Annotated in this window: 13 protein-coding genes; 7 read left to right on the forward strand and 6 right to left on the reverse strand. The window is 32.7% G+C overall.

What is annotated here, in order from left to right; all coding sequences use genetic code 11:
* Nucleotides 1-363: 363 nt before the first annotated feature.
* Nucleotides 364-2,556, forward strand: a complete 2,193-nt coding sequence (locus AC0608_RS13585; RefSeq protein WP_478289439.1) for a PAS domain S-box protein — start codon at nt 364-366, stop codon at nt 2,554-2,556.
* A 762-nt stretch (nt 2,557-3,318) separates the two neighbouring features.
* On the opposite strand, the gene AC0608_RS13590 is transcribed toward AC0608_RS13585, so the two are convergent.
* The gene (locus AC0608_RS13590) at nt 3,319-4,158 is read right to left on the reverse strand and encodes an alpha/beta hydrolase (protein WP_478289440.1); all 840 of its coding nucleotides are present in this window, start codon (nt 4,156-4,158) and stop codon (nt 3,319-3,321) included.
* A 456-nt stretch (nt 4,159-4,614) separates the two neighbouring features.
* Here AC0608_RS13590 and AC0608_RS13595 point away from each other — a divergent pair, with 456 nt between their 5' ends.
* Both AC0608_RS13595 and AC0608_RS13600 read left to right on the forward strand, forming a co-directional pair.
* Nucleotides 4,615-5,127, forward strand: coding sequence for a MepB family protein (locus tag AC0608_RS13595; RefSeq protein WP_478289441.1), 513 nt, complete (start codon nt 4,615-4,617; stop codon nt 5,125-5,127).
* Nucleotides 5,128-5,588: 461 nt separating this feature from the next.
* Nucleotides 5,589-6,164 carry a YciE/YciF ferroxidase family protein gene (locus AC0608_RS13600; protein WP_478289442.1) on the forward strand — a complete coding sequence of 192 codons (576 nt, stop codon included), beginning with the start codon at nt 5,589-5,591 and terminating at the stop codon, nt 6,162-6,164.
* Between the two features lie 135 nt (nt 6,165-6,299).
* On the opposite strand, the gene AC0608_RS13605 is transcribed toward AC0608_RS13600, so the two are convergent.
* From AC0608_RS13605 to AC0608_RS13615, 3 genes are all read right to left on the reverse strand, one after another.
* On the reverse strand, nt 6,300-7,394 hold the full coding sequence (locus tag AC0608_RS13605; RefSeq protein WP_478289443.1) for an alkene reductase: 1,095 nt from the start codon (nt 7,392-7,394) through the stop codon (nt 6,300-6,302).
* Nucleotides 7,395-7,422: 28 nt separating this feature from the next.
* Nucleotides 7,423-7,926 (reverse strand): hypothetical protein, encoded by a 504-nt coding sequence (locus AC0608_RS13610; RefSeq protein WP_478289444.1) that lies wholly within the window; start codon nt 7,924-7,926, stop codon nt 7,423-7,425.
* Between the two features lie 92 nt (nt 7,927-8,018).
* Entirely contained in the window at nt 8,019-8,600 is a 582-nt protein-coding gene (locus AC0608_RS13615; RefSeq protein ID WP_478289445.1) for a Crp/Fnr family transcriptional regulator, read from the reverse strand.
* Nucleotides 8,601-8,748: 148 nt separating this feature from the next.
* Between AC0608_RS13615 and AC0608_RS13620 the strand changes: the two genes are divergently transcribed.
* The gene (locus tag AC0608_RS13620; protein WP_417960485.1) at nt 8,749-9,600 is read left to right on the forward strand and encodes a transketolase; all 852 of its coding nucleotides are present in this window, start codon (nt 8,749-8,751) and stop codon (nt 9,598-9,600) included.
* 89 nt (nt 9,601-9,689) lie between these two features.
* Nucleotides 9,690-10,643, forward strand: a complete 954-nt coding sequence (locus AC0608_RS13625) for a transketolase family protein (RefSeq protein WP_417960487.1) — start codon at nt 9,690-9,692, stop codon at nt 10,641-10,643.
* Nucleotides 10,644-10,708: 65 nt separating this feature from the next.
* On the opposite strand, the gene bamM is transcribed toward AC0608_RS13625, so the two are convergent.
* Complete coding sequence (gene bamM, locus AC0608_RS13630) at nt 10,709-11,689, reverse strand: BamM family beta-barrel-assembly machinery protein (RefSeq protein ID WP_478289446.1); 981 nt, start codon at nt 11,687-11,689, stop codon at nt 10,709-10,711.
* A 79-nt stretch (nt 11,690-11,768) separates the two neighbouring features.
* On the opposite strand from bamM, the gene AC0608_RS13635 reads away from it, so the two are divergent.
* Both AC0608_RS13635 and AC0608_RS13640 read left to right on the forward strand, forming a co-directional pair.
* The gene (locus AC0608_RS13635) at nt 11,769-12,158 is read left to right on the forward strand and encodes an RNA-binding S4 domain-containing protein (RefSeq protein ID WP_478289447.1); all 390 of its coding nucleotides are present in this window, start codon (nt 11,769-11,771) and stop codon (nt 12,156-12,158) included.
* A 56-nt stretch (nt 12,159-12,214) separates the two neighbouring features.
* Nucleotides 12,215-12,715, forward strand: coding sequence for a phosphoribosyltransferase family protein (locus AC0608_RS13640; RefSeq protein ID WP_478289448.1), 501 nt, complete (start codon nt 12,215-12,217; stop codon nt 12,713-12,715).
* On the opposite strand, the gene AC0608_RS13645 is transcribed toward AC0608_RS13640, so the two are convergent.
* A complete protein-coding gene (locus AC0608_RS13645) occupies nt 12,707-13,225 on the reverse strand; it encodes a shikimate kinase (protein ID WP_478289449.1) in 519 nt (172 codons plus the stop codon). The two genes, AC0608_RS13640 and AC0608_RS13645, sit on opposite strands and share 9 nt — an antisense overlap.
* Nucleotides 13,226-13,406 lie beyond the last annotated feature (181 nt).

Genomic DNA, 13,406 nt, shown 5'->3' on the forward strand with positions numbered 1-13,406 from the left:
ATATTTTTTCCTAGTGTCAATTACAACTGGTAGTTATCAAGGAAATGAGAAATCTATTTTTACATTTAAACTTTAATTTTAGGAATTAAGCTCGCTTACTGAGCTTTTATAGAATAACGATACGAAATATTCGGAATGAGTTGAAATTTAGTCTATTCAATTTGATTAAAAACTGACTGTAGAAAATCTTGCAAAAATTAAAATTAAAAGCTAAAAATATATATTTTTAGCTTTGCTTAGTACATGATAATTTTAATAAACTAATTGCTAATTCAATTTAATTCACTAACTTTCATCTACTTATATTGAAATACAACATCAGAATATTAAGGTTATAATCCCTAATTTTAATACTACTAAACCATGAAGATTTCTTTAGAGAAAAAAATAGTTTTTGGCTTTATCATGAATTTATGCGTTGTTTTTGCAATAGCCTGGATTTTTATTTTACGAATTGATAAACAAAGAAATCAAGATTTAGACCTTAGGTTTAATTGGATAATTATTTCATTAATCCTATTTTCAGTCCTCTTACTAACCATCGTTTATTTTATTATTCGTTCTCAATTGCGTGCTAAAAATATTTCCCAAAACTTGGTCATGGAAAACAAACTATTGTTTCAAGCTATTATTGACAACACTTCACTTCCCATGTTTATAAAAAAATTAAATGGAGAATACTTATTGGTTAATAAACAGTTCGGAAGTCTATTTAAAATCTCATTGGAAGAAATAATTGGTAAAACGGATCATGACTTTTTGGCAAAACCAATAGCAGATAACTTTCGTAATTCTGATTTTGAAGCAGTAAAAACACTTAAAGAATTAAAAACAGAGGAAACCATTGAACTTTCTGATGGGATACATACTTATATTGCGGTCAGATTTCCAATTTATGATAGCTTCAACAGAATTTATGCTATTGGGGGCATTTTTACCGATATTTCCCAAAGAAAAAAATCTGAAGAAACATTAAAAGCAGGAGACAAATTCTTTAATATGTCCTTAGATATTATGTTGATTGCATCTAAAGATAAATTCCTAAAAATAAACCCTACAATTTCTAAAATATTAGGATACTCCGAAGAAGAATTACTTCACCATCCCTTTTTTACTTATATCCACCATGAGGATCTTGACATTACCCACAAAGAAATTGATAAACTGCAAACTGGCGTTTTAACTATTGAATTTGAAAACCGATGGATTAGCAAAGATGGATCCATCAAATGGATAGAATGGTCAGCCTCGCCTGATCTCTCAACAGGTTTTTTATATGCTGTTGGGCGTGATATTACGGCGCAGAAAGAGATTGAAAAATCTTTAAAAATAGTGAACAACTTTTTTGAGATGTCATTCGATGCCTTTTTTGTCGCAAAAGGCACTACAATCATAAAAATAAATCCTGCATTTACTAAAATCTCCGGTTACGTTCAAAGTGATCTGGCAGCTATATCACTATTGGATTTAATTCACCCTGATTATGTAAAGATTGCCACAGAAAGACTCACTAAGCGTCTGGAAGGAATCGATGTAGACACAAATGTTATATATCCTGTCCGATGTAAAGATGGTACTTATAAATGGGCTGAATCGATGATCGCAACCGATGTGGAAACAGGCACAATTTATGCTGTTTTACAAGACATCACCCAAAAGAAAATGGATGAAGAAAAGCTAAATGTGTATACTCAGAAATTAATAGATGACGAACAACAAATACAAACCATATTTGATGGAGCTCCAGATCCGGTTATAGTAATTGATAGTGAAAGTAATGTTTTGAAATGGAATCCCAAGGCAGAAGCTGTTTTTGGATGGAAAACAGATGAAATTATTGGAAAGCCTCTGTATGAATTTATTGTGCCTATACACTACAGAGAATTACACAAGAAAGGTATGGAGCTATTTTTAGCAACAGGTTCTGGTGCTATTATTAATAAAACTACCGAAATGGTAGCTGTCAACAAAGAAGGTACGGAATTCCCTGTTTCCTTGAGTATTTCCCCCGTTAAAATGGGAGATAAATATATTTTTATTGGATTTGTCCGTGATGTCACCGAAAACAAAAAAATCATTAATAACTTATATGAAAACGAGGAAAAATTACGATTAATTGTTGAAAATATTAGTGAAGGAATTATAGTCGCTAATGCTGACAAAAAGATAATTTTGGCTAATAAAATGGGAAATGAAATTTTTGGAATTGAACAAGATGATAAAATCTCAACTAACTTAAGTAATCATTTCCAGCTCTATTACCCTGATGAAAAAACCATTTTTCCTTCTCAAAACCTTCCTATGGAACGTGCATTAAATGGCGAAGTGACTGATGATATTGAAATAGTTCTTTGGAACCCAGTGGAGCAAAAAAAGAAAAGAGTCCTTATTAGCGGCAAACCCCTAATGGATCAAAATAAAAATGTTGTTGCAGCTGTAGTTACAATAAAAGACATCAGTAAATACAAACAAATGGAAGAAGATTTAAAAGAAACTGAATCAAAATACAGACAATTAATTGGATTTAGAAAAGGAAGTTCTGACACTATGATTTAATAATGTAAAGGAAGAACTAAAACTCTAATGTATAAATACCAGTCCTTTTAAAAATTTATTTTCCGCATAATCTAATCCTTTTTTATAATCCTTAAAACAATTGTATCGGGTCTTACATTGTTATTAAGAGTAGGCATGCCACTTCTTTTATTCGTAAAAAAATTAGCAGATTCCCTACTAGCGCTTCAATAGTGAACTGCAATAATACAAATTTACAATGCATATTTAATTCTGTTCAAAGCAAAGCTGCTCCATAACAAGTACAATTTAGCAGTAAAATTTTTAATATTAGATGCACATCCTAAAATACATGCTGTCTGTATATTTTCCTAATTTTGAATCAAATACGAAAATGGAAAACTTAGTTTTATTTTTTCAAGCCTTTGGGCAATTTGTATATCATTTTTAAATTTTATTTCTCATTCGCACGAGTAAGAGAATCCTACTATAGGTCTGGTTCCTTTAATGAGACTTCTAATAAATTTTCAATTTAATATTGTTGTAATTGTAACAATATTATAATTTCGTCTTCAATAATTATATTTTGAAAAAGTCAAAAATTCATATTTATTTAAAAAAAAGAAGTTAGCTGTAGGTAAACTATAAATTTATACCAAAAGTAGCGATCCGTAAATTATCAGTTGATCTGCCCATCGAATTCTTTTAACAATATTAAAAATAAAAGTATTCTAGACACTCATTTATTTTTATAAATCAGTACTAACAATCTTAACTATAACTTTAAATAATATATTAAATACCTTACTTCCTGTTCCGTTTCATAAAAGTTATAATCTCCTCAAATCGGTTGCTCCAAGGATAAAAATACTGGATAACCATTGGTATATGTCTTTTATTTAATCGCACTGGAGTAACATCAGGTTGGTATTGTTGTAATGTGTTTACAAAACGGTTGTTGGCAATTTTTATTGAATTATAAGTCTTGTCTCCCACATAGATTAGAAAAGGAGGTGTGTTTTTATTTATAAAATAGATAGGAGAAGCATCCTGCCATTTTTCAGAATGGGTAGTCCAAGTTACTACATAATTATCTTCCTTAGTTGGTGGATTATCTTCTAAATAGTTTTTCATATCTAGTCCAGCTGCGTCGTTTAAGATTATTCCGGAAATAATGCCTGAATCAATTCCATATTTAGGATTCATTACCGCCAAAGCGCCAAGGTGACCTCCTGCAGAATGGCCGGTAATATAAATAGTCTTAGGATCTCCATTATATGTGCTGATATTCGTTTTTGTCCATTGTATAACTGACACAATTTGGCGTGCCATGTCATCGTAATTTGCATTAGGGCTTAGCGTATAATCTGGAATAACAGTCACGACACCTTTTCTTGCAAAATTCCTTCCTAGTAGGTCATAAGTACCTTTTCGTCCACTATTCCAATTCCCACCGTGCACGAAAATCAAAACGGGCAACTGTTTTGATTTCAATTTTTTAGGCACAAAAACATTCAACTGAGGAGTTTCTGTATTATTTTTATAAGAAGTTTCGAGATACGAAACATCAGTGTGTTTTTTTGTACCACAATTTACCAACACAATACCGTTAAACAAAATTAGCACAACAAAGGAGAAACGCATATTCTTTTTTTTACGAATATAAGATTAAAAAAATAATGTGTCTAAAAAGTAATTTAAAAACTTCCTAAAAAACCAAGACAAACCTATAAAAATCAATGAATTGTTCTCAAATAAATATTTTTTAAACTGCTCATTTTTTCAACATATAAAAATTAAAAAAAAAGCATCAATGAATTATATACCAAAAAATTAAAACAGAAAAGCAACCTAAATTTTAAAAAAGATAAAAAACATTGATCTTTAAATTTTAAAGTACAAAACAATAAATGACCATGTTCTTGTTAATAATTTAACTCGACTTATCTAGGATAAATCCATGCTGATTTTTTTAATTAATATAACTATATTTTTATTCCAATACACTAATACCCATTAAATCACATATATTTACTTGAAATTTAATCTAAATTTGACACTCGTTTATTCAACCTCTAACTCCAATTTATAATAATTCAGATGATTCCAAAGTACCTACATCAAAGTAAAGAACTAGTATTTGACAAATGTGATTTTGAAATCGAAAATTTAATTATTGAAAAAGAAAGTGTTGATTATTGTGCAAGTAAATTTGACCTTAACACCTTCAAAATTCTTTTTCGAACAGCTAAAATCACCCCTACAAAGATTGGTCAATTTGTCACTTTATGGAAAAGATTTGAAAAAGGACCTATTCAACCTTATGATTCTAATGATCCCATTGATTTTTTTATCATCAACACTATGAGTGGCGCTAAATTTGGTCTATTTATTTTCTCAAAATCAGTTCTTATTCAACAAGGTATTATTACCACCCCATTAAAAGAAGGAAAAAGAGCAATTCGAGTGTACCCACCTTGGGACAAAACAATAAGTAAACTGGCACAGAAAACTCAAAAATGGCAACTTAATTATTTTCTAGAAATTCCTTCAGAGCAATCTCTTAACATCGAGAGGGCAAAATCACTCTTTGTTATAGATAGCAGTACTTAGACCGATACTTTCCTTTTATAGATGAATTCTTTAAAAGGAAAGCACTGATAACAACAATCAACCATAAAAATCAACCCATTTTGACTTTTCAAAATGAAGATAGGCAATTTGAAAGAATAATTAATTCATTATTAGCGCAGTATTTTTAGCTAAGCATGGCTATTAAATTACTCATCTGAATCTTAAAACCAAATACATAATAATTCTTGGATTGTAAACCAATAATTTATTTCATAAAAGGCATATATTGGGGTTAAAATATACTGGATACACAAAATAAACAAATTCAACAAAGTCTTACTTTAAAAAATCATATAATTCGTATTTACAATTAGTTAATTAACAGCTGATTGCGGTGTAATTTGTTTAATTTTATTAAATCTAAGAGAATTAGTAATGGATATAACAAATAAATGTTATGTACTATTTCTTAAAGAAAATTAATCTTAAAAACTACTGTTATGAGAACCTCAATTAGTAAAAATGAAGATGTTAAAGGTGCTATGCAAGCAAAAAACAACATGGCACACGGATTAAGAGATTTATTTGAAGGTGGACTAAAAGACATTTACTGGGCAGAGAAAGTTTTGACTAAAACATTACCTAATATGGTCAAAAATGCTTCCTCGCCGGAGTTGGTCGACTCCTTAAAAAGTCAATTAAATGAATCCAAAGAACATGTATCCCGTTTAGAGAAAATATTTGAAGTGACTGGTATGAAACCAACCTCAAAAAAATGTGATGCCATGCAAGGCATTTTAAAAGAAGCGGATGGTATAATAAAAGAAACGGATCATGGGGTGGTACGAGATGCGGGTATTATTGCTGCAGAACAAAAAGTGAAACATTATGAAATTGCCACTTATGGTACTTTGCACGCATTTGCCAAAACGTTAGGAGAAAACAAAGCAGCCAATCTATTAGCAATGACACTTGACGATAAGAAAAAAACAGATGAAACATTAACTGGTATAGCAATGGCAAACATTAATAAACAAGCTTGCAGAGCAGATGCCATCACAAATATTAAAACTTAGCTGTAGGAGTGAATACCAAATTAATACCTGTTTTTCAATAATTAAAAAGCCTGCAAAATGCAGGCTTTTTAGTGAATTATACAATCAACCTCAACACACAATTTATAAATTGTTTATAATATTGTCAGGTTTCAATTATGCAATCATTTCCGGATAATCAATATACCCTTTTTCGGTGTCGGTGTAAAACGTACTTTGATCTGGTGTGTTTAATGGTGCATCCGCTTCAAAACGAGCCACTAAATCTGGATTAGCAATAAATGGAACTCCGTAAGCAACAAGATCTGCATACCCATTTTCAATAATTTCTATACCTGTTTGTTTTGTAAAACTTTTATTAATGATCAATGTTCCTTTGTAAAAGGGTCTGAAATGTTTAGCCACTTCTGTAACAGCGAAGGGCACGTCATCAACTGGCGTGAAAGGCTCCGTTAAATGTATGTACGCTAAACCATAGTCATTCAAACGGTTTATTATATATTCGTAAGTAGGAATTGTCTCTTCATCCAACATCATACCCTGAGTATTATGCAAAGTTGGGTTCAATCGAACACCTACTTTAGAATAATCAATAACCCCTTCTAAAGCATCTAAAATATCAAATAAAATTCGGGATTTATTCTCTATTGTACCACCATACTCATCTGTACGTTGATTAGAATAACCATTAAAAAACTGTTGCAATAAGTACCCATTAGCAGCATGCAATTCGATCCCATCAAAGCCAGCTGCAACAGCATTTTTAGCTCCTTTTTTAAAATCCAAAACCGTTTGTTTGATATCCACAAACGTCATTTCTTTTGGGATCACTGTATCTACAAAACCATCATTTGTATAGGCCTTAGCAAAAGGATTCAGTGCGGATGGAGCATGCGGTAAATCCCCATTATGCAAATCAGGATGTGATAACCGTCCAGTATGCCACAATTGCGCAAATATTGTTCCTCCTTTTTCGTGTACTGCTTTTGTAACTAGTTTCCAGCCCTCCGTTTGTGCTTCACTGTAAATCCCAGGTACATTTATAAAACCAACTGCTTTTGTACTTACAAAAGTACCCTCGGAGATGATCAAACCAGCTGTGGCTCTTTGTGCATAATATTTTGCAGTAAGTGCTGTGGCAACATTTCCTTCGTTATTAGAACGACTTCGTGTCATTGGCGCCATAACCATTCGGTTGCTTAAGGTATTATTTCCTAGTTTGTACGATTGTAATAAAATAGATTCGCTCATTTAGTAAAAGTTTTAAATTATTTTTTTTTTAAATTAGAATACTGGTTTTAAGACCAATATGTGTAAAAAGAGTCAAAATAGTTTTCACGGCATCCGCATCGTTCCCTCTTAAAAAAAAAGAGTCTATTAAATCGTTTGGTGATTCAATACTCCGAATGACCTTAGAAAACGGATATAAATTTTGAAGCTTGTCACTAGAGTTTTCGAAAATAATAGGATTTTTTTCGTTTACCAAAACAAGTACAATTTTACCTGTAGCCACTTTTCTGATTTTTTCAGCGAGAGTAGAATCTGTTGCAGAATAATTTGAAAGTACGATAACATCGGCCTCCCAACTTGCATTAGTTGGACAAATCATCATTTCCACGTTTGCCGCTGGATTCTCTAAAAGTATTTGGGTATGAACCGTCAAAAGTGTTGCTGCATTTTGATCATATAACAAAACTTGATTCCCTTTGGCAATTTGCTTTGCTAAAAAGAGACTTTTGGCTTCTGAAACTCCAATGACTGCAAATGTTTTTTTATTTGACATTGACTTTTATTTACTTGGCAAATTTAGGGCCGTATAACAAAAGTTTCTGTTGATGTAAAACAAGAAATTTTATTGATCTAAATCAATTAAAATTATTTACGAATGTTAATTTGCTTTCGAACGCGACTCAATGTTTCTGGTTTAAGTCCTAAATAGGAAGCAATCATGTGTTGGGGTACACGTTTGACAATTCCGGGGTATGCGTTTCCTAAATTGATGTATTTTTCTTCGGCTGTCTCTGTCAAAGCTGAATTTATTCTGGCTTGATTGGCGATATATGCATTTTGCAACAACAAGCGTTGGTACCTTTCAAACATTGGAATTTTATCCATCAGCGCTTCTCTAGCCGATGTTGTTAACAAAAGTAATTCAGAATCTTCCAGTGCTTCAATCGTGTAAATTGAAGCGCTGTTAGTTAGGAAACTGGACAAATCCGTAATCCACCAACCTTCAATTGCAAATTGTACGATGTGCTCATTTCCTTTTTCGTCTATTGTAAAAGAACGTAAAATTCCTTTTTCAATAAATGCATTGTAGATACAAATGTCTCCTTCTTGCAACAATGTTTGTTTTTTACGCAACTTTTTAGGGATAAAAAATGTTTTACACAGCTCCATTTCTTCGTGGTTAAGAAGTACTTTTTCCTGAATGCTTTTAAATAATTGTTGAAACATGGTTGCAAGGTACTAAATACTCGAGAATCAATAAAAATATTATGAAACTAAAAAATAATCCTTAATAACTATTGAAAAATCTAAAAATGGAATTCTGCATAAATCAAAATATCTGATTATCTTTGCACAGTCTAATTTTAATACACAAATGAAACCGAACACACAACAATTAAACGATTTAACAATCCAAGTCAGAAGAGATATTCTTCGAATGGTACACGCAGTCAACTCAGGTCACCCCGGCGGTTCTCTAGGCTGTACTGAATTTCTTGTAACCTTGTACCAAAATATAATGGAACGCAAAGAAGGCTTTGATATGGATGGCATAGGAGAAGATCTTTTCTTTCTTTCTAACGGACATATTTCACCTGTATTCTATAGCGTTTTAGCAAGAAGCGGTTATTTCCCGGTTTCAGAACTGGCGACTTTCCGTCTGATTAATTCAAGACTACAAGGCCACCCCACTACACATGACGACTTACCAGGAATACGAATTGCCTCAGGTTCTCTTGGACAAGGATTATCAGTAGGAATTGGTGCTGCTCAAGCAAAAAAATTGAATGGTGACAACCATATTATTTATACGCTCCACGGCGATGGTGAATTGCAGGAAGGTCAAAACTGGGAAGCAATCATGTATGCATCAGCAAAAAAAGTGGACAACCTTATTGCTACAATCGATTTAAACGGAAAACAAATTGACGGAACAACTGACGAAGTTTTAGCCATGGGAAGTATCCGTGCTAAGTTTGAAGCTTTTGATTGGGATGTTTTAGAAATTGAAAAAGGAAACGATATCGAAGCTATTATTGCTGGTATGAATGATGCAAAATCAAGAACTGGAAAAGGAAAACCAGTTTGTGTATTGTTGCATACTGAAATGGGTAATGGTGTAGATTTTATGATGTATAGCCATGCTTGGCACGGTAAAGCACCTAATGATACGCAACTTGAAATTGCTTTAGGACAAAACTACACAGCAGCAGAAAGCGACTACTAAAACAATTAAGAGTTTTAAATTACAAATTAGAAGTCTCAAAACTTTAATTTTTTTAAATTCTTAAATCATTTTAATCTTCAAATTAGAAAATGAAAAAATATACAAATACAGGAAGTAAAGATACACGCTCGGGTTTTGGAGCGGGAATGACTGAACTAGGTCAAAAGAATGAAAATGTGGTAGCACTATGTGCAGATTTAATTGGTTCCTTGAAGTTTGACGATTTTAAAAAAAATCATCCGGAACGTTTTTTCCAAATCGGAATTGCTGAAGCTAACATGATTGGAATTGCGGCCGGTTTAACTATTGGTGGGAAAATTCCTTTCACAGGGACTTTTGCCAACTTTTCTACAGGAAGAGTGTACGATCAAATCCGTCAATCCGTTGCGTATTCAGAGAAAAACGTGAAAATTTGTGCCTCACATGCTGGATTAACATTAGGCGAAGACGGTGCAACACACCAAATCCTTGAGGATATAGGATTGATGAAAATGTTACCTGGAATGACAGTAATCAACACCTGTGATTACAATCAGACTAAAGCTGCTACATTGGCCATTGCAGATCATCATGGCCCTGTATATTTGCGTTTTGGTCGTCCGGTTGTACCTAACTTTACGCCAGCTGACGAGCCTTTTGAAATTGGAAAAGCAATTGTTTTAAGCGAAGGCTCTGATGTAACTATAGTTGCTACAGGACATTTAGTTTGGGAAGCGTTAATTGCAGCTGAAGCATTGGAAATAAAAGGAATTTCAGCTGAGGTAATCAACATTCACACTATCAAACCATTGGATGAAGAAGCTATTTTGAAATCATTGGCAAAAACAAAATGTATTGTTACCGCTGAAGAACACAATATTCTTGGTGGTCTTGGCGAAAGTATTTCCAGAGTATTAGCATTGAATAGCCCTGCTCCACAAGAGTTTGTTGCGGTAAATGACAGCTTTGGGGAATCCGGAACACCAGAACAATTAATGGAGAAATACAAATTGAACAATCAAGCAATTGTTGAAGCGGTAGAAAGAGTAATGAAAAGAAAATAATTTCTTTCTATTATACAAAAAAAAATCCAGTTCAATTGAACTGGATTTTTTTTATATGCTATTTTTTAATTGCATTTTACCAAATGTCTTTTAATTCTCGCTGGATCCGTTGTATTCCCATTACAACTCGGAATAGCTGCAAAAGGGATTAAAACACCATTAGCATCTGTGATCTCTTTTCTTGTACCAATACCGTCTCCGTCATCATCAGTATCTAAAAAATTAGGAATACCATCTCCATCAGTATCATCCGGATTTACAATTCCTGTAGCTAAAACGCGCATATAGCCATCTCCGTTTATATCTTCTTGAAAATTCATAATCCCATCTCCGTCAGAGTCTAATCTGTTGACCTCATACAATTTAAAACTAAATATTAACGGAGCATACGCCGGAATACTGGCACTTCCTGAGTTATAATACCCCAGCCCTGAAGGCACAAACATTACACCTGCTCCAAAATCCTTATACGAAACGGTACCATCGGTATTAGAGGTGTAGGTTCCCGTTTTAAATTGCGGGAAAATTTCACCCCATCCAGTAATAGTAGTCGTCAAATTAAAAAATTGTTGTGGATTCTTTGATTCTTCAAAGAATGTGGTAGTTAATGTTTCGACCTCGGCAACTTTCTGACGCGATAAATAATCTCCTTTGTATGCAGTTAATACACCATCAACATTTGATGGTGAAACTCCTATTCCTTCTCTTAGAACTAAATAATATAATTTATAGGTTATAGTATGAAGAACAACTTCTCTACTCAAAAGTTTAGGAAAAGTAGTTTTATCTTTATACGACCAAATAGAAGGTTGCGTACCACCTGACGGAATCTTAGTAAAAGTAACATCTTGATCGTCTTGAAAACCAGCATGATCAACAATAGTAATATAATAATTTTTTAAATATTCTTCAATATCAGTTAAATCAGTGGCATATTGCACTGCATAGTCTCTAGGTGGTTCAATTTCAGCCACATCATCTTTTGAGCATGAAAATAAAGAGACAGTTGTAATTAATAGAATAAAATAATACTTAAATTTGTTCATTATAGCTAATTTTTTAAGTGCGCAAGATACAATATTGATTGATTTTTGTAAACTATTTAACTCTGATTTTAGAAAATTTATGAGAATAGATAAATATTTATGGTGCATGCGGTACTACAAAACCAGAAACATGGTTACCGAAGCTTGTAAAAAGAATCACGTGACGGTAAACGGCCTTGTCGCTAAACCTTCAAAGGAAGTTTTTTCCACGGATAAAATCACTTTTCGAAAAGATCAAATTACCCAAATTATCACGGTTTTAGACATTCCTGAAAGCAGAGTTGGCGCTAAATTAGTGGATATTTACAGACGAAACGATACTCCGGCAGAAGCGTATCAACATTTAGAACTTTTAAAATTGTCCAAAGAACATTATCGTAAAAATGGAACCGGAAGGCCCACTAAAAAAGACCGAAGAGACATTGACGAATTTGGCAATGAGATAATTACTGACGACGATACCGAATAAAAACAGGATTTAATCTTTTCAGTTTAATAATTAAACCTAAACAATAAACTAAAATAATGAGCAAAAATATCATCTTAACGAATCAGGAAATAGAGCATAAAATAAAAAGAATTGCGTACCAAATCTATGAAACATTCGTAGATGAAGAAGAAATTGTCATTGCTGGAATTGCAACAAACGGTTTTATATTTGCAAAAAAAATAGCCTCGGCTCTGGAAACTATTGCTACTTTAAAAGTCTCACTATGTGAAGTACAAATCAATAAACAAAATCCCCAATTACCTATTCATACCTCACTATCAAAAGAACAATACGCCAATAAAGGCTTAGTGTTGGTGGATGATGTTTTGAACTCGGGCACAACACTTATCTATGCGGTAAGGCATTTTATAGACGTCCCATTAAAAAAATTTAAGACTGCTGTCTTAGTAGATAGAAATCATAAGAAGTACCCTGTAAAAGCTGATTTTAAAGGAATATCATTGTCTACTTCTTTACTAGAACACGTGCAAGTAGTATTTGATGAAAATGGCGACAATTATGCATATTTAAGCTAAGAGAGCACTAATATCCTGAACAGTCTGATCCACAGTTTTATCATCAACTGTAATTTTGTATTGTGCTTGGTTGTAATAGAAACTTCTATCAAAAAGATGTTTTGCTATAAACTCTTTCATTTCCTCTTCGCTTTTATCCGCAATAAGAGGGCGTTTGCTTTTGTTAAAAGCCAATCTACTGAATAACGTATCTACTGAAGCCTTTAGATAAATAGAAATGACATGCGACGCTTTTAACAACTCATGATTGTTCGCATAACACGGCGTTCCTCCTCCTAAACCTATAATTAAGTTATCGGGTGAATTTAATAGTTCTATAAAAACTTCATGTTCTAACTTTCTAAAATAAATTTCTCCATGAGTTTCAAAAATGGTGTTTACAGATAAACTTACTTTCTCTTCGATCTTTTTATCCAAATCAATAAATGGGATTCCGATATTTTGTGACAATTTATTTGCAATTGTAGACTTACCACAACCCATATAACCTAATAAAACTATTTTTTTCATCTGAATAAAACCTTACAAATTAAGGTGTTGACTAATTTTGTTTAAAAAAGACAAATTTATAATAAAATTGCTTGGAAAACTCCAAAAAAAGTCCTTATATTTGCACCCGCATTCAAGGAAAGAAAATGACTCGATAGCTCAGTTGGTAGAGCACATCACTTTTAATGATGGGGTCCTGGGT

The organism is Flavobacterium sp. GNP008 (genome assembly GCF_056428965.1).